Origin of the sequence: Pectinatus haikarae (genome assembly GCF_050916305.1) — a bacterium.
In the GTDB taxonomy this organism is placed as follows: Bacteria; Bacillota; Negativicutes; order Selenomonadales; family Selenomonadaceae; genus Pectinatus; species Pectinatus haikarae.
Genome location: NZ_CP116940.1, coordinates 2,954,059 through 2,970,685, shown reverse-complemented (window position 1 = coordinate 2,970,685; position 16,627 = coordinate 2,954,059). Strand labels below are relative to the sequence as shown.

Annotated in this window: 15 protein-coding genes and 1 riboswitch; of the genes, 10 read left to right on the top strand and 5 right to left on the bottom strand. The window is 39.2% G+C overall.

Annotated features, from left to right (window positions below):
• Nucleotides 1–2: 2 nt before the first annotated feature.
• The 6 genes from NXG61_RS14245 (at nucleotide 3) to NXG61_RS14220 (ending at nucleotide 6,513) form a co-directional block, all read left to right on the top strand.
• Complete coding sequence (locus NXG61_RS14245) at nucleotides 3–452, top strand: hypothetical protein (RefSeq protein ID WP_307224408.1); 450 nt, start codon at nucleotides 3–5, stop codon at nucleotides 450–452.
• Nucleotides 442–1,599: a hypothetical protein gene (locus NXG61_RS14240; RefSeq protein ID WP_307224406.1), complete on the top strand. Its 1,158-nt coding sequence runs from the start codon at nucleotides 442–444 to the stop codon at nucleotides 1,597–1,599. The genes NXG61_RS14245 and NXG61_RS14240 overlap by 11 nt, the downstream gene beginning before the upstream one ends.
• A 4-nt stretch (nucleotides 1,600–1,603) precedes the next feature.
• The gene (gene pilO, locus NXG61_RS14235) at nucleotides 1,604–2,137 is read left to right on the top strand and encodes a type 4a pilus biogenesis protein PilO (protein WP_307224404.1); all 534 of its coding nucleotides are present in this window, start codon (nucleotides 1,604–1,606) and stop codon (nucleotides 2,135–2,137) included.
• A 299-nt stretch (nucleotides 2,138–2,436) separates the two neighbouring features.
• Nucleotides 2,437–2,530: riboswitch (glycine riboswitch) on the top strand.
• 86 nt (nucleotides 2,531–2,616) lie between these two features.
• Complete coding sequence (locus NXG61_RS14230; protein WP_196605599.1) at nucleotides 2,617–3,990, top strand: amino acid permease; 1,374 nt, start codon at nucleotides 2,617–2,619, stop codon at nucleotides 3,988–3,990.
• Between the two features lie 188 nt (nucleotides 3,991–4,178).
• The gene (locus NXG61_RS14225) at nucleotides 4,179–5,069 is read left to right on the top strand and encodes a LysR family transcriptional regulator (RefSeq protein WP_196605598.1); all 891 of its coding nucleotides are present in this window, start codon (nucleotides 4,179–4,181) and stop codon (nucleotides 5,067–5,069) included.
• 244 nt (nucleotides 5,070–5,313) lie between these two features.
• Nucleotides 5,314–6,513 (top strand): MFS transporter, encoded by a 1,200-nt coding sequence (locus NXG61_RS14220; protein WP_196605597.1) that lies wholly within the window; start codon nucleotides 5,314–5,316, stop codon nucleotides 6,511–6,513.
• Between the two features lie 123 nt (nucleotides 6,514–6,636).
• On the opposite strand, the gene trhA is transcribed toward NXG61_RS14220, so the two are convergent.
• The 5 genes from trhA to NXG61_RS14195 form a co-directional block, all read right to left on the bottom strand.
• The gene (gene trhA, locus NXG61_RS14215) at nucleotides 6,637–7,290 is read right to left on the bottom strand and encodes a PAQR family membrane homeostasis protein TrhA (protein ID WP_307224401.1); all 654 of its coding nucleotides are present in this window, start codon (nucleotides 7,288–7,290) and stop codon (nucleotides 6,637–6,639) included.
• A 176-nt stretch (nucleotides 7,291–7,466) separates the two neighbouring features.
• The gene (locus tag NXG61_RS14210) at nucleotides 7,467–8,141 is read right to left on the bottom strand and encodes a YczE/YyaS/YitT family protein (protein WP_196605595.1); all 675 of its coding nucleotides are present in this window, start codon (nucleotides 8,139–8,141) and stop codon (nucleotides 7,467–7,469) included.
• A 218-nt stretch (nucleotides 8,142–8,359) separates the two neighbouring features.
• Nucleotides 8,360–9,247, bottom strand: a complete 888-nt coding sequence (gene iolE, locus NXG61_RS14205; protein WP_307224397.1) for a myo-inosose-2 dehydratase — start codon at nucleotides 9,245–9,247, stop codon at nucleotides 8,360–8,362.
• Nucleotides 9,248–9,405: 158 nt separating this feature from the next.
• Nucleotides 9,406–10,344: a DMT family transporter gene (locus NXG61_RS14200; RefSeq protein WP_307224395.1), complete on the bottom strand. Its 939-nt coding sequence runs from the start codon at nucleotides 10,342–10,344 to the stop codon at nucleotides 9,406–9,408.
• Between the two features lie 107 nt (nucleotides 10,345–10,451).
• Entirely contained in the window at nucleotides 10,452–11,336 is an 885-nt protein-coding gene (locus NXG61_RS14195) for a sugar phosphate isomerase/epimerase family protein (RefSeq protein WP_196605593.1), read from the bottom strand.
• Between the two features lie 503 nt (nucleotides 11,337–11,839).
• On the opposite strand from NXG61_RS14195, the gene NXG61_RS14190 reads away from it, so the two are divergent.
• From NXG61_RS14190 to NXG61_RS14175, 4 genes are all read left to right on the top strand, one after another.
• Nucleotides 11,840–12,763, top strand: coding sequence for a sugar phosphate isomerase/epimerase family protein (locus tag NXG61_RS14190; protein ID WP_307224393.1), 924 nt, complete (start codon nucleotides 11,840–11,842; stop codon nucleotides 12,761–12,763).
• A gap of 127 nt (nucleotides 12,764–12,890) precedes the next feature.
• Entirely contained in the window at nucleotides 12,891–14,051 is a 1,161-nt protein-coding gene (locus NXG61_RS14185; protein WP_196605591.1) for a Gfo/Idh/MocA family protein, read from the top strand.
• A gap of 5 nt (nucleotides 14,052–14,056) precedes the next feature.
• Nucleotides 14,057–15,445 (top strand): sugar porter family MFS transporter, encoded by a 1,389-nt coding sequence (locus NXG61_RS14180; protein ID WP_307224391.1) that lies wholly within the window; start codon nucleotides 14,057–14,059, stop codon nucleotides 15,443–15,445.
• A gap of 199 nt (nucleotides 15,446–15,644) precedes the next feature.
• Nucleotides 15,645–16,547 (top strand): helix-turn-helix transcriptional regulator, encoded by a 903-nt coding sequence (locus NXG61_RS14175; RefSeq protein WP_196605589.1) that lies wholly within the window; start codon nucleotides 15,645–15,647, stop codon nucleotides 16,545–16,547.
• The last annotated feature ends 80 nt before the right edge of the window (nucleotides 16,548–16,627 follow it).

Genomic DNA, 16,627 nt, shown 5'->3' with positions numbered 1-16,627 from the left:
AAATGAACAATAAGGGAATTTCCACATTGGCAGGATTATGCTATATCCTGCCGATGCTCTTTATCACTTCCTCGCTTTTTCTTTTAAGCACCAATGAACAAAAAATAGATCTGTTGGCTGTAAATGGTATTAAAGCTCAGTATGCCGCAGAAAGTGCTTTGGAAAGGACAATATATCTATTGAGCACAGAAACGTTTATTTATGATGATATAAAACGACAGGCAGATGGGAGTTTTATAACTTATAAAAAAACTCTGTTTGAGGAGAGCTGGCAGGAAGATGAAGAACAGCTGAGCGCTGCTGTTTATCTGCACTTTTTCAATTATGAGGACTCATATTTCACACTTAATGCTGTGGGGAATGCCGGCGGTGCTTCTAAACGGATAACAGTATATATTAAGGAAAAAGAACATAAATTATCCGTGATACGGTGGAATTACCATGAAGAATAAAAAAATTGAAAAATTGCTTTACAGCAATCATATAAATGTAGTTTCACTGGCAATAATGGAAGATGATATTTATCTGGCCAATATTAAATTGGAGGATAATTTATGGAAGATAAAAAATATTGAACATTATATATCAGTAAATTTTTCGGAATTTGATCAGCTTAGTGATATATTGAAAAATGCAGTGTTGAAAATAGGCTGCAGAGACCTGCCTGTATATATGTGCATCTCTGCTGACAAATTTAATTTGTATAAAAATATTTTTCCTCCGATGTCTTACAAAGAGCTGAAAAAGGCTATTTATTGGGAAATTCGCGGTAATGCGGCAATAGATGATACTCAGTGCGTTTCTTTCGATTATGAATATACGGAGGACTCGGTAAATATAAAAATATATACAGCAGAGAAAGCATTTATTATGACTCTGTATGCTATATGCACCGCTGCATATTTATGTCCATGCGGAGTTTTTCCGCTGCAGGATGAAGTTCTGGCGAACAAAGAAGAAAGCGAAATTTTTCAGCTGGGGTGGCATAAAGGAGCGATAAGCTTTCATTTACCGACGGATGAATCAATTCTTCCCCCGTATATAAAAAGTTTGGCGCAGAATATTTTATTGAAAGACAGTAAATTGGATCTGCTGCCGGAAAAACAAAAACCCGCGCGATTGAATTGGCGGATAATAAGCGTCTTTATGTGTGCAGCAGCTTTTATTTTTACAGCGGCTATAGCGAGTTTTTTTCATTTTGTCATAGCCGCTGCCCATGAAGAAGAAATCGGTTTAGAGTCACAATTACATAACATGAAAAATATTGTTGAACAAAAAAACATGTTTGAAAATTATCAAATGGATATTCAAAAAAGAAAAAATATTTTGCTGGGACTTCATCCGATTAATATGTCCGGTTATGCATTACTGAGCAATATGGGGTCTGTTTATATTGACGGAGTCTGGCTTAATGCCGTCAAAACTGATGAAACGGACAATATTATCATTACAGGCACCAGTTTGAGCTATGAAGCACTTGAAGAATATATAGAAGCATTGAAACAATATTACTTTCCTGATACCTCGATGCTTTCTGAGAAAGAGGAAAAAGAAACAGGTGCTGTAATTTTTGTTTTGAAAATATATAAAGACAGGTGAATATATGGGAAAAAGAGATAAGTATTATCTGTCTGTTGTGAGTTTAATGATATGCGTATATGCCGCTGCGGTTTATTTACTGCTCTACATTCCTTGTGATAGAGAGCTGTATGCTGTAGAAAAGAAAATAAGCAGCAATAAAGAACAGCTGAGAACATTGAGATCATTTTCTGACAGGTACGAAAAGAACGAAAATACTGCAGGAAAAGTAGAAGAAATAAATTTATTTTGGAAAAATAAATTGCCGGATCAAAAAAATGAAGCAGCTTTTATTTCCTCATTGCAGGAAGCAGCAGCTGTGAGCAATATTGTCCTCTCCTCTGTCGAACCTGTACCACAGTCCGGTAAAAATGATCTTTATGAAGAGACAATTATAAAAATAAAAACTAAGGGTGATTATTTTCAAGTGCTGGATTTTCTGGAAAAAATTAATGGCTTAGATCGTTATAATATTGTTGATAAGATAAATATTGCAGTACAGGGCAATCTGCTGGAAGCAGATATGGCCATAAGAATCTTTTCTATTTCGCCAAAATAATCATGGTGGTCTTTCTGCTGCTGCGGAGGATAAGGACCGTCCGCCATCGGGATGCGGCACATAAATATATATGACAAGCTAATAAATTAAATTGACAAATATTTATAGGCAATTAATTTTAATATTATCGGTGTTTGTGTGGATAATATTAATGTATTTAAATAATTGACATTTATAAAAATAGGTGATAAAGTATGTAACTGTATTGAAAATTGCATATAATTTCGGATGAAGATATTGGGAGAGAGACTTTACAGTCCGCCGAAGATGTTATACTTTCAGGCAAAAGAACCAATATCAGACGGACCTCTGGAGAGCCTCAGATGAGCACCGAAGGAGCAAGCTGCTGATTTTAGCAGTGAATCTCTCAGGTAAAAGGACAGAGTATGGAGCAGTATGTTATCTCAGAGGTCAAATTTTTATAATTTGACCTCTTTTTATTTTGAGAAGATTTTAATATATTAAAAGGCGGAATTTACATGTCGGAAAAACAAGGTTTATCAAGAGAATTGAAAAATCGCCATGTGCAATTGCTGGCAATCGGCGGGGCGATAGGTACAGGGCTATTTTTAGGAGCAGGCAGATCTATTCATTTGGCAGGACCATCTATACTTTTGGCATATTTGATAACGGGTATAATTTGTTTTTGGGTAATGCGGGCTCTGGGCGAACTTCTTCTTTCAAATTTGAACTATCATTCATTTGTTGATTTTGTTTATGAATATATGGGAGACAGAGCCGCTTTCATTACAGGATGGACTTATTGGTTCTGCTGGATATCCCTTGCTATGGCTGATCTGACAGCAGCAGGATTGTATATTCAATATTGGCTTCCTAGTGTTGGTCAATGGGTGCCGAGCTTTATAGTACTCGTGGTTTTATTGATCATGAATCTTACTGCGGTGAAAATGTTTGGTGAAATGGAGTTTTGGTTCGCTTTAATCAAGGTAGCGGCAATATTGACTTTGATCGTTGTTGGTGCCGTTATGATCTTCAAGGGATTTTCTACAGATATAGGTGAATCAGGTTTTTCAAATCTATGGAATAACGGCGGTTGGTTTCCGAATGGGATCAGTGGATTCATACTTTCATTCCAAATGGTCGTTTTTGCATTTACCGGTATCGAACTCGTCGGTATAACCGCAGGAGAAACAAAAAATCCCGGAACGGTTATACCGCAGGCTATCAATAATATACCTATCCGCATTATAATTTTTTATATAGGTGCTCTTGCCATAATAATGAGTATCTATCCATGGACAGCAATAAGTCCGGATAAGAGTCCGTTCGTTCAGGTATTTGCCGCAGTGGGAGTAGCAGCCGCCGCCGGTATAGTGAATTTTGTTGTATTGACAGCTGCAGCATCAGCATGCAACAGCGGCATTTTCAGTACAAGCCGTATGGTATATTCTTTATCAAAAGAAAATAATGCACCGGAATCTATGAAGAAACTTACATCCAGGCAGGTCCCCGCTAATGCGACAATATTTTCTGTAGCGGTTATCTTAATCTCAGTAATTTTAAATTATATAATGCCTAAGGGTGTTTTTGTATTGATCACAAGTATATCAACTATCTGCTTCATTTATATATGGGCAATTATGGTTATCTGCCACATGAAATACCGTCAGTCAAAATCTGAGTACAAATCATTAAATAAATTCAGAATGCCTTTTTATCCGCTCAGCAGTTATTTGATTTTATTATTCTTCGCATTCGTTATAGTGATTTTGGCATTCAACGAAGAAACAAGGGTCGCTTTATTTGTAACGCCGGTTTGGTTTATTATGCTGGCTGTCATCAAGGCACGGATGAAAACGAAGAGCTGTATGCAGAGCGATCTGGCACGTTGAACAGATTATTTGCACATGTTTTTTAAAAAATATATGCAGTGGCTATTGAATTAATTGTCAAAATGCAATAGAATTTTCTTTAGTATACATTGAATAATGCGGAGAGCTGCGATTATTATATAAAAAATACGCGCGTTATGGCAGCGGTATTATTCATTGCAGGGAAATAGGGCTATTGGAGGATATGAATGGAACAATTGCCAAGTATTCAGCAATTAGAAAATTTTATTATTTACGGCAAGGTCAGAAATTTTACAACAGCAGCAAAAAAGGCAAATATTACTCAATCGGCATTTAGTTTTCAGATGAAGAAACTGGAGGAGCTTCTGGGGGTTAAGCTTATAGTCCGCTCAAATAGAGGAAGCGACCTGACTGAAGCGGGAGAGAAATTCCTTCAGCATGTTCAGAAAGTTATAGGCGAGCTGTCTGAATGCGTTTATGAAATGAAACAGATAAAAGGGAAAACAATGCCGTTGAACATAGGCGCTTTGATGTCATTAGGCGATGTTTTGATGAATCAGCATTTGTCATATTTTCAAAAACATAATGCGGATTTGACAATAAATGTTTATAATTTGGAAGCTTATGAGCTTTTTCGTCAGCTGGAAGATGGGTCACTTGATATAATATCAACATTTTATATGTCCCAGCTGGATGTGGCAAAATATGAAAGAACATTCTTTTGCAATGAAAAAATGGTATTTTATGCGCCACATTTCAATTCTCAGAAAAATGAGCTGGCAATAGAGGATATAGCCTCGTATCCTTTAGTGCAGTATGCACCGCATTATTTAATGAATTCAATTATAAAAAATTATTTTACGGTCAATAAAAAAACACCCGTAGTCAAGGCTTGGCTCTCTACTCCGTATGCCATCATGAATTATTGTCAGCAGAATGAGACGGGGGCTGTGCTTTCAGAACGTCTTTTGAATGCAGTGGGAATAGAGGACGGTTATTATGACATGGCGCCTTCCTTTAATTTAAAATGCTATTTGATGTATAAGAAGAGCAATCCTAAATATAAAATAATGAAAGTATTTATTGATTATATACAGAAATTATATACAAACAGATGAATATGGCAGCGGAAGTTCTATGAAAAGAATGGAATTTCCGCTGCCTTTTTCATTGCATCGGCATAATATAATTTTATGACAGGTATCTAATTCTTTTGTTATACAAACCCATTTCCGGAGTATATAATAGGCGATATCAACTCATTTCGAAGTGCAAAAACCTTGTTTTGAAGGGCTTTAGAACATGCTGCCTTTGGGAACAGCAGCCGGAAAGAGAAGTAAAAGTAAAAATGGAGATGTGGTTATGAGCAAAGGTTCCTTATTTAACAAGGATTTCGTACTGGACACCGGTATAAATTTTGTTGTATATCTTATTTACTATTTGTTAATGGTTATAATAGCTGTAGTAGCGAAAGAGCAGCTGAATGCTTCTTTGAGTGAGGCAGGGCTGGCTTCAGGTATTTTTATCCTGGGTACGCTGCTGGCGAGACTGCAGCTTGGAAAAGAAATTGAACTATATGGAAGAAAAAAGACTTTATATTTTGGCATTATATTTTATTTAGTGACAACGCTGATGTATTTTTATATTCCTAATTTGGCTGTTATGTATGTCGTTCGTTTTTTGAATGGGATGGCTTACGGCGTTATTTCGACGGCTACAAATACTATAATTGCCAGCTGTATTCCGGAAGAAAGACGCGGTGAGGGAATAAACTATTATGGACTCAGTACCAGTCTTGCCGCGGCTATAGGACCATTTTTAGGTATGCTTTTGATGCTGATAGCAAACTTCAATGTAATTATAATAACTTGTGTGGCACTGATCGTTTTATGCGTGGCAGGATGCTTTACTCTTACAGTGAGAGAAATGAATCTCACTGAGGCTGAAAGAAAGCAAATGAAAAAATGTACGTTGGATAATTATGTGGAATCACGTGTTATGGTAATATCGATAATAGGATTTTTAATGGGATTCGCTTATTCAAGCGTATTAAGTTTTTTGGCGGCCTATACAAGGGAAATAAATCTGGTGGATGCCGGAACATTTTTCTTTGTAGTGTATGCTGTTATTATTACTATTACAAGACCGATGACAGGCGTGATCTTTGACCGCAAGGGTGAAAATTATGTGTTGTATCCCTGTTATATATTTCTGGCCGCCGGTTTATTTCTTTTAAGTGTGACAGGCACGTCAGCTACTTTGCTTTTGTCGGGGGCTTTGGTCGGCCTGGGGTACGGTACATTCATGTCAAACGGGCAGGCAGTCTGCATTAAGCTCACTCCGCCGCATCGTATCAGTGTTGCGCTGTCTACTTATTTTGTAGCTTTGGACTTGGGGATAGGCGTGGGACCGTATATTCTTGGAAGTCTCAGAGATTTTATGGCTTTTCAGCAGCTATATGCTGTCGCCGGTGCTGTTGCAGTAGTATGTTTCATTTTGTATTACTTTTTCTACGGCAGGAAAACAGGCAGGCAGACACAGACTTCGGCAGAGAATTTTTAAACTGTAAATATTTTGGATGAATAACGGTTTACAAGTCAACTGAAAAGATGAAAAGGCTGCACAAACAAGAAATGTTTGTGTAGCCTTTTTTATCTGGGTTACGCAAGAATCATAATAAAATGTTCACATGACCGGCATGGGCATTACATATTTGAAAACTGTTATAAAATGCGAAACGCTGCCTCCTATTACAAATAGATGCCATACAGCGTGATTATAGGGAATTTTTTTATCCAAATAAAAAATCGTGCCTATTGTATATAACAGACCGCCTGCAACCAGCCAGTATATTGCAGCGGCAGGCAGTACAGCAAGCAGAGGCTTTACCATGAAGATCGCCAGCCATCCCATCAGAAGATAGCATAAAGTGGAAAAAAATTTGAACCTTTTTACAAAGAAAATCTTGAAAACAATTCCTGCCAATGCCAGCCCCCAGATAATACCGAATATGGCCCAACCAAAAGTGCCATGCAGCGGTATCAGAGTAAAGGGTGTGTAATTGCCGGCAATTAATATGTAAATAGCGGCATGATCAAAGAATTTTAAAATCTCCTTCACTCGTCTGCGGGAAAAACTATGATAAAGAGTAGAAGCAAGATACAAGAGCACCAATGATACACCATATACCACAGCCGCGACCATCTGCCACAAACCGCCGTCCAAATAAGCTCTGGCAATAAGTACGATAAGAGCGATTACCGCAAAAAAAGCGCCTATGCCATGCGTAATGGCATTAATTTTTTCTTCTAAAACATCATTTATTATTATATTTGGCATATTATTATCACCTTTCCTTAAACTATAAAGCAAATGCAATTATTTTACCTGCAGGCGTGCTGCTATTTAAAAGCAGTGCGCCTGTAATTTTGATTATATCACATTTTTATTTAAGAGGTTATGCCAAATATATACGTATAAACAGGTATAAGACAGATAAATAACATTTTCTGAGATTAATTATCATTTTTGCCATAAATCAGAGGCATATTTATATTCCTGTTGAAAAAAGAAATCAGAGGTCCTGTGAATAAAGCCATTATGATCGTGCCAATTCCTACTATACTGCCAAGTGAAAAACCGATAGAAACTGATAAAAAATCCCAAAAAATACGTGCATAACGAAATTTTATTCTGCCTTTAGATTTTTTCTCTACTATCCATCCTGCTGCGTCATATGGACCCATGCCAAAATTTGAACATATATATGCGGATGTGCCATAACATGATATCAAAATACCCAGCAGCAATAAAATAATACGGATGGTCAGACTGCTGTTGCTGCCCAATAATATCAGCAATATGTCATAAAAAATATCACTGGCGGGACCGAGTAAAAACATGTTGATCAAAGTTCCTATATTGATAAAACTCTTATCCAGTAAAAACACAAACAGGATTATTATGCAATTATATATTATCACACATTTACCGAACGTCAGCCCTGTCAATATGCTGTAGCCTAAATTCATGCACGAAAACGGATCATTGCCGAATAAGCTCAGGCGCATCATACTTATGGACAGACTCATTATGATATTGCCGAAAACAATTGCTGCAAAACGATGCTTCAGTCTGCAATCTGTACCTGTTTCAGATGAATTGCTGATAATTTTTTTTAAATTATACATATTATCATGACCTCTACCAGACATATTGATTTTAAAAGGCAATTTTTCTCCGGAAAAAATTCCATGCAAAAATAAGTGATAATCAAGTATGCACACAGATTTTCATGCAGTTTTTTCATCGGCGGATAGACATTAAAATAAAATAATGCCTGAGTTTTATTTGTATATCTACCCAAGCATTTATATATTTTAGAATATTTATTTATTTTGGTGCAGCATTATAATCCGGATACTTCTTTCACATAGCTGCGGGCCTTTTGAGCGTACTCAAGCGGATTGGCAACAGCAGGGTCCTGTTCAGCTTCTACTAATGCCCATCCGGTATAATCATTTTTATTCAGTATGTCAAAAATTGGACCGAAATCGATATCGCCGTCACCGGGAACGGTAAACATCCCCATTCTTACACCTTTCAGGAAACTTAGATTTTCTTCTTTTACTTTGTCTACCAGTTTTTTACGAACATCTTTCAAATGAACATGCTTGATTCTGTTAATATGTTTTTCAAGCACCCGCAGATGATTTTCTCCGGAGCACACCAGATGGCCCGAATCATATAGCAATGACACCAGATTGGGATCGGTCAGTTCCATAAGCTTATCGATTTCTTCCTCTGTCTGCACACCTGTTCCCATATGATGATGATATACTAACGTCATATCTTTTTCCTTGGCAAGCAGTCCAAGCTTATCGAGCCCTTCCGGTACGGTTTTCCACTGTTCGTCAGTATAATGCGGCTTGCTGGCAAACAGTGGAGTTTCTATTTGCCCTTGGATGCTGTTTCCCTGTTCCGCCACAACAATAACTTTCGCACCCATTTCATGCAGAAAATCCCGGTGTTCAATAAAGGCCTTGGCGGTTACTTCATATGGTTTACTGGTCAAAAATGAACTGAACCATGCACTGGCAATATTCATATTGCGAAGAGACAATGCTTTTTTCAATATTTTTATGTCGCGCGGAAATTTTCCGCCGACCTCGCAGCCCGTAAAACCTGCCAGCGCCATTTCACTTATACACTGTTCAAAAGTGTTTTCTTTTCCTAAATCCGGCATGTCATCATTTGTCCAGCCAATCGGACAAATACCTAATTGTATTTTTGCCATTTTTTTCTCCTCTTATATATAATATAATTGTTTGTTTATGGGTATATAATAGCATTGTTACTGTTGAATGTCTATACATTTGTGATTAATTTATGAACAAAAATTTGTATATAAGTTTACTTCATTTTTTCATCTATATGAGGTGAATATTTACTTTATCAATGATTCACCTTATTGGATAAAATATGTAAATGCTGGAAGCAGGCCGCTATCTGCCTGTTATGGGTGGTCATATAAACACCGACGAATATTGCGGCAGCACCGAAGAATTCCAGCATACCAAAACTTTCGGAAAAAAACCATACCCCGCAGAATATTCCTACTAATGGTGTTATATTGGCAAAAACAGCCGACAAACTTGGGCCGGCATTCTTGACACCGATATTCCAGCATACCATCGAACAAACTCCGCCGAGAAGCACAATAAAAGTGAAGGCGTAGATTGCTGGCAGGGGCAACGGTGTGTAATATAGTTCATCTGTATACAGTGCATAAACAGCAGTCAGTATCGCTCCGAATAATCCAGCCCATGCGGTAACCAGAAAAACCGACAGAGATTGCATTACTTTTACCCCAATGAATGAATATAAGGCCCAGACTACTTGACAGATAAAAAATAAGATATCGCCCTGGTTGAAAGAAAAATTCAGTAAAATATCAATATTTCCTTCAGTAAACAACAGCAATGCTCCGCATAGAGACAGTATAATACCCAGCCATTGCAGAAAACTGAGACATTCCTTTAAAAATATTGCTGCCATGAGTGCCGTAATGGAAGGACCGACTGAGGCTATGAGCGTGCAGTTGGTAATCGTAGAATATTTGAGACCTGTAAACTGAGCGATATTGTTTATAGCTATACCGGTCAGCCCCATAAGCAGCACCGGTATGACAAATTTAGCCGGTAAAAAAAATCTGGGTTCACTGCGCAAATAGATTATGAAAAATAAAATAAGACTTATGAAAAAGTAGCGCATACTGGTCAATGCCGCGGGCGACCAGTATACCATAATAAGTTTTATGCATAAGGGCTGTATACCCCAGAATACAGTGGCCGTTATAAGTGCTATATAGGTTTTTTCTCTGTTTTTTTCCACGTATAATTTCCTATACAAATTTTAGTCGGAATAAAAATCATGATCAAAATAAATGCTTATGTGTATAATCAAAAACGGCGGCTTTGTCAGCCGCCGCTGTCTTGATATCAAATGCCCAGTCCTCTTTCGACTATTTTCCGTGCTTCGGACGCCTGTTTATCCATTTTTTCCGGATAGCCGAACAGTGATACACAGGCTATCGATTCACCGCCGACTTTAAATTTGCGATCGGTAAATTTCATTTCCTGAAGTTTTTCAAATATTCCCGCAAAATCGACTTCCCCTTCACCCAGTCCCAGATGCTGATGGATTGTCGCATCAACCCCCGGAGGATTTAATATATATCGGCAGTCTTTGGTGTGATTCATCGTATCGGCAAACAATACATGTGATAGATCATCTCCCGCATAGTCCAGCATACTTTTCACGTCACCTTTGCCGTTGTCATAAAAAAATGTATGCGCCGCACAATAAAGATATTTTAAATTGTCACTGCGCAAAGATTTGACCAGATCTGCCGATTCATTGCTGTTTTCACAAAAATCATACGGATGGGACTGTATCTCTATCCTTATACCTTCTCTTTCGATGATAGGAAGCAGTTCCTCCATGGATTTGTACCACATTCCTTCACATATTTCCGATTGGTGAGGATCACCTGAAAGTTCCGTGTTTATAACAGAAACATTCATATCGACGGCTATCTCTATCATTCTTTTCCAGTTTTTTACCGCGATCTGCCGCTGTTCTTCCGTTGGGCCGGACCAGCGATACACTACTATAAAGGAAGAAATTTCAACACCGGTTTCCTTTAAGGCTTTTTTGTATTCTGCCTGACATTCGCGGCTGAATTTTGGATGCTTGTAAAATGGATTTATTCTGGGATGCGGTGATTGTTCAATATACTTATACCCCCATGCTGATACCTTGTGTACCATGTCACTGATTCCCATTTGTTTTGCCAAAACATCTACGTCAAATGCTAATTTCATATTCAGTCACCTTTCTGATAATATTATGATTAATTTATGAATAATTATTGAATATAAATTAGCACTATAAAAAAAGAATGTCAAGTATTTTTTTATTTATTTTGTATTTTATAAATAATTTCTAAATTATAAGCATATTTTTTCTGCAATTTAAAAAAATTGTGCGCAGTGATCTGATTCTGCATGGATAATATTGCCCGGACAGATCTATCAGCGGGTCAGAAGTTTTACTTTGTTTTATATCTGCTGATTCGCATGCCGATCTGCGAACATAACATGATTTTTATTTTATCTGCAGAATATTTAGGTGCAGCAGACTGACGTATATTGTCCGGTTCGCACCAGAAAATTGTGAACAGATATGAGAAACAGCAAGATAATGAAAAAAACTTTATTGATGATATAAAATAATCAAAAATTAGCCAATATTTTGGAATTTTTTTGATTATTTTTTTGTTAAACTATATGTGCATCAAAAATAAATGTAAAAGGAGTGATTTGTTTTGACAATACACATTACCGGGGCTCCATGCTGCTGGGGGATTGATGATGTAAGAAATCCTTATTTGCCGGCCTGGCAGAAAGTTTTGTCCGAAGCCGCTCAGGCGGGATATACGGCAATAGAGCTTGGTCCATACGGATATCTGCCGCTTGATATCAATGTCGTGAGCCGCGAACTGGAAAAAAACCGCATCTCTATTGTCGCTGGGACTATATTTGATGACTTGGTAAGTGAGGAAAATTTCGGTAATCTTTTAAAACAGACAGATGATATCTGTTCCATAATTACAAGGCTGCCTAAACTTCCTACTGAGAAAGGACAGCATTTTCCCGCACCATACTTGACAATAATGGATTGGGGGCATGATGAGCGGGATTTTGCCGCCGGACATTCCGGGCGTGCGTCCAGGTTGAAGAGCAGTGACTGGCAAAACATGATAAGGCACATTATCGGTATATGCGACCGGGCTGCAAAGTGGAAAGTGCGTCCGGTGCTGCATCCCCATGCCGGCGGGTATATAGAATTTGCTGACGAGATTGATAGAGCCGCATCGGACATCCCCTGTGAAAAAGCAGGTTTTTGTCTCGATACGGGTCATCTGAAATATTCCGGCATGGACCCTGTGCAATGGTTAAGAAAGTATGCTGACCGCCTGGACTATATCCATTTTAAAGATATAAACCAGAAGATATATGCACAGGTGATGAAAGAGCATATCCGCTTTTTCGACGGATGCGCCAAGGGTTCAATGTGCCCGATCGGGACAGGAAATATTGATTACATTTCAATACACAAATTATTGATCGAGGAAATCAACTACTCCGGCTATATCACGATCGAGCAGGAGCGCGATCCGAGAAATTCCCAGACCAGTCTGCGTGACGTAAAGGCAAGCCTTGATTACTTAAAAAGCATTGGTTTTTGAGAGTCGGGACCCATATCGACAAATGATCGTATCATATGTTTTTCAATGCGAAGTCCTGATGTAAATGAAGAGCTTCGCCTGAAATAAAAATTTTATTTACAGCAAATCCTAAGGAGGTTCTTTTTTTATGATCAACGGAGAGAAAATTTTGGATCATCCCATACGCTGGGCTATGGTCGGCGGCGGCAGAGGCAGCCAGATCGGCTATATTCACCGCTCGTCCGCCTTACGCGACAATTCATTTCAGCTGCTCGCAGGCGCTTTTGACATTAATCCCGAACGCGGCAGGGATTTTGGCATCCAGCTGGGCGTTGCTCCGGAACGCTGCTACCCCGACTACAAAACATTGTTTGCCGAAGAAGCCAAACGCCCGGACGGTATAGAGGCTGTTTCCATAGCCACACCCAACGGCACTCATTATGAAATATGCAAAGCCGCTCTGACTGCGGGTCTGCATGCCGTATGCGAAAAACCGCTCTGCTTTACTCATGCGCAGGCAAAGGAACTGGTCCGGCTGGCGGATTCCAGAAATCTGGTAGTGGGCGTTACTTATGGATATTCCGGGCATGAATTGATCGAGCAGGGACGTCAGATGATATCGCACGGTGATTTGGGAGAAATACGCATTATAAGAATGCAGTTTCCTTACGGTGCCTATGCCAGTACCGTAGAGGAAAAAGATCCCGCTGCGAAATGGCGTATGGAGCCTAAAACGGCAGGACCTTCCTTTGTTCTGGGTGATGTCGGTACACATGTACTGTTTCTCGCCGAAACTATGGTCTCTGATTTTAAAATCAAAAACCTTTTATGCCTGACGAAATCCTTTGTTAAAACCCGTCAGTTGGAAGACAATGCGTTTGTTCTTATGAACCTGGAAAGCGGTGCTCAGGCTACATGCTGGTCATCAGCTATAAACTGCGGAGCGCTGCACGGGCAGAAAATCCGCATCATTGGCTCCAAAGCCTCCATAGAATGGTTTGACGAACGACCTAACCAGATGAGTTATGAGGTGGAAGGCGAGCCGGTAAGAATTCTTGAACGCGGCGGTGCTTATCTATATCCGGAAGCTCGCAGGGAAGATCGTATCAGTGGCGGACACTCCGAAGGACTTTTCGATGCCTGGGCCAACCTTTACCGTCGTTTTGCCATCGCTATGCAGGCTGCCGGAAAGGGAAAGAAAGTCGACTTCTGGTACCCTGATATCCATGCCGGTGCTCAGGGGGTCAAGTGGGTGGAAAAATGTGTTGAATCGGCGGTCAACGGCAGCAGCTGGGTAGATTATAATTAAAAGAGGTGAATATATTGTCCAAACGAGTAGATCCGAAAAAATATGTCATTCTGATCGGCTTAGTGGCTACTTTCGGCTCCCTGCTTTTCGGCTATGATACAGGTGTTGTAAATGGTGCGCTTCCCTTTATGGCGAGACCGGATCAGCTTAATTTATCTCCTGTGCTGGAGGGAGCAATTACGGGAGCAATAGGTCTTGGCGCGGCACTCGGCTGTCTTATTGGCGGGCGGTTGGCCGACCTGCTTGGCAGGCGGAAAAATCTATTATATCTTTCCATCTTGTTTTTTCTGGCGACTATAGGCTGCTCCCTCTCCCCTAATGCTTATATTATGATAGCATTTCGCTTTATACTCGGAGTAGCTGTCGGTGCGTCTTCTGTGACCGTCCCCATTTATCTGGCGGAAATAGCCACTAAAGAAACGCGAGGCCGCATGGTCGGGCTGATGGATCTGGTCGTCGTATCCGGACAGCTGCTGGCTTTCATCATTAACGCTGTTCTGGCTATTCAGCTTGGCAATACATCGCATGTATGGCGGTATATGATCGCTGTTGCCGCTATACCGGCAGTCGCATTGTTTGCAGGTATGCTGAAAACAGATGAAAGTCCCCGCTGGCTTGTAGCAAAAGGCCGTATCAGTGAAGCCATGTCAGTACTTCATAAAACACGTACCACAAAAGAACAGGTAATTGCCGAACTTAATGAATTGCAGGATTTGCTGAGCAAGGAAGAGAACCGAAAAAATTTTACACTGAGTGATCTGAAAACAAGGTGGATACGCCGATTGTTATTCCTTGGTATCGGACTGTCTATTACCCAGCAGATTACCGGTGTAAATTCAATAATGTTTTACGGATCGCAGATACTGACATCTTCAGGATTCAGCACTCAGGCAGCATTGATAGGAAATATCGGCAACGGTGTAATTTCTGTATTAGGAGGCTTGTTCGGACTTTACTTGGTTGGCAAAATAGGGCGCAGGCCGATGCTTACACTGGGGCTGGCAGGTACCACTGTCTGTATGCTTGGGATTACCTTGATATCACATTTCGCACCACATTCGTCACAGCTTCCATTTTATGTGTTGGGACTGACGATTACCTTTCTGGCTTTTCAGCAAAGCTGCGTATCTCCTGTTACCTGGCTTATGTGTTCGGAGATTTTTCCTCTTCGCATGAGAGCGACCGGTACAGGCATGGCTGTTTTTTTCCAATGGATAGGTAATTTCGCAGTAAGTTTCACTTTTCCCATTCTTTTGAATGGACTGGGGTTGTCCTTGACCTTTGCTGTTTTTGTTATCATGGGGCTTTGCGCAATTATCTTTGTTCAGCTGTTTATGCCTGAGACGAGAGGACGAACGTTAGAACAGCTTGAAAATGATTTCAAAGTGGATTAACCTTTTCCGGTATTAAGAAATACTATAGCGCAATTCTTAATTTGTCCAGAATTATAAGATTTTTTGAAAAAAAATAAATTTATAGATGAATTTGAGCAATAAATTTTATATAATAAATACAGGATATTATCATATGTTTTTGTTTAGAGAACATAATTATAAATGTTCGGCATATACTGCGAAACAAAGAAGGATTTTTATGACTGTTGTTTATTATAATAAAAAATTATTTCAGTCTGGCTTTGAAAAAAACATTCGTCTGCTTTACGTCTGTAAAGCGGATCGTACTCAGACAAAAATTCCTACGGCATTGCATTCACATGAGGAAAATCTTGAATTGCTTTACGTCTACGCCGGAAAAGGTGTGTTTCGCATTGAAAATCAACTTTTTCATATAACTGCCGGTGATTTGCTCATATATAATCAGGGCGTTTTGCACGATGAGTGGTCAGATCCGGAAAAAGGCATGGAGTTTTTTAATTGCGGTCTGAGCGGAGTACAGCTTGATGGGCTTAAGCCCGGCCATTTGATCAGTGACGGCATTTCTCCCGTTTTGCACTGCCAAGCGTTGGCAGGCCGCGTGGAAAATATTTTTGAGAGCATGCATGAACAGATTTCTGAGGATCGTACTCATGCCGAGATCTTCTGCCAGTATGCTGTCAGTGCGCTTATGATTCTACTGGTTTATCAGGCTCCATGGGAAAATATTACTCAAAAGAGCAAAAAAGATACTTTTATCCTGTATTTAAAAGAATATATGGACAACCATTATCTTACAGACATAAATATTGATGCTCTCGCCAAAATGATTCATATGAGTCCGTCGAACCTGACTCACCAATTTAAAAAACGGATCGGTTTCTCTCCTATACAGTATATCATTCACAGAAGGATAGGAAAGGCCCAGTCACTTTTGATCAGCACTGATAAAAGTATAACGGAAATTAGTATGTTTATAGGCTATGATAATGTAAGCTATTTTAATAATCTTTTCAAAAGAATTGTGGGAATGGCTCCGAAAACTTATCGAAAATGCCGGGTTGGCGAGATTCAATATAAAAATTTGGACTATCTTTGTAAATTAACGATAAAAAATAAATAACTAAAATATAAGGGGAATATCAGCTGATATTTCCTTTATATTTTAGTTATTTTCAAATTCCTGCAAGTTTATTGCAAAAA

Excerpts from the sequence above, each read along its gene's own strand:
- NXG61_RS14225 (WP_196605598.1), top strand. The coding sequence starts at position 4,179 with ATGGAACAATTGCCAAGTATTCAGCAATTAGAAAATTTTATTATTTAC.
- pilO (WP_307224404.1), top strand. The coding sequence starts at position 1,604 with ATGGGAAAAAGAGATAAGTATTATCTGTCTGTTGTGAGTTTAATGATA.
- NXG61_RS14220 (WP_196605597.1), top strand. The coding sequence starts at position 5,314 with ATGAGCAAAGGTTCCTTATTTAACAAGGATTTCGTACTGGACACCGGT.
- NXG61_RS14245 (WP_307224408.1), top strand. The coding sequence starts at position 3 with ATGAACAATAAGGGAATTTCCACATTGGCAGGATTATGCTATATCCTG.
- NXG61_RS14210 (WP_196605595.1), bottom strand. The coding sequence starts at position 8,141 with ATGTATAATTTAAAAAAAATTATCAGCAATTCATCTGAAACAGGTACA.
- trhA (WP_307224401.1), bottom strand. The coding sequence starts at position 7,290 with ATGCCAAATATAATAATAAATGATGTTTTAGAAGAAAAAATTAATGCC.
- NXG61_RS14185 (WP_196605591.1), top strand. The coding sequence starts at position 12,891 with ATGATCAACGGAGAGAAAATTTTGGATCATCCCATACGCTGGGCTATG.
- NXG61_RS14230 (WP_196605599.1), top strand. The coding sequence starts at position 2,617 with ATGTCGGAAAAACAAGGTTTATCAAGAGAATTGAAAAATCGCCATGTG.
- iolE (WP_307224397.1), bottom strand. The coding sequence starts at position 9,247 with ATGGCAAAAATACAATTAGGTATTTGTCCGATTGGCTGGACAAATGAT.
- NXG61_RS14195 (WP_196605593.1), bottom strand. The coding sequence starts at position 11,336 with ATGAAATTAGCATTTGACGTAGATGTTTTGGCAAAACAAATGGGAATC.
- NXG61_RS14240 (WP_307224406.1), top strand. The coding sequence starts at position 442 with ATGAAGAATAAAAAAATTGAAAAATTGCTTTACAGCAATCATATAAAT.
- NXG61_RS14175 (WP_196605589.1), top strand. The coding sequence starts at position 15,645 with ATGACTGTTGTTTATTATAATAAAAAATTATTTCAGTCTGGCTTTGAA.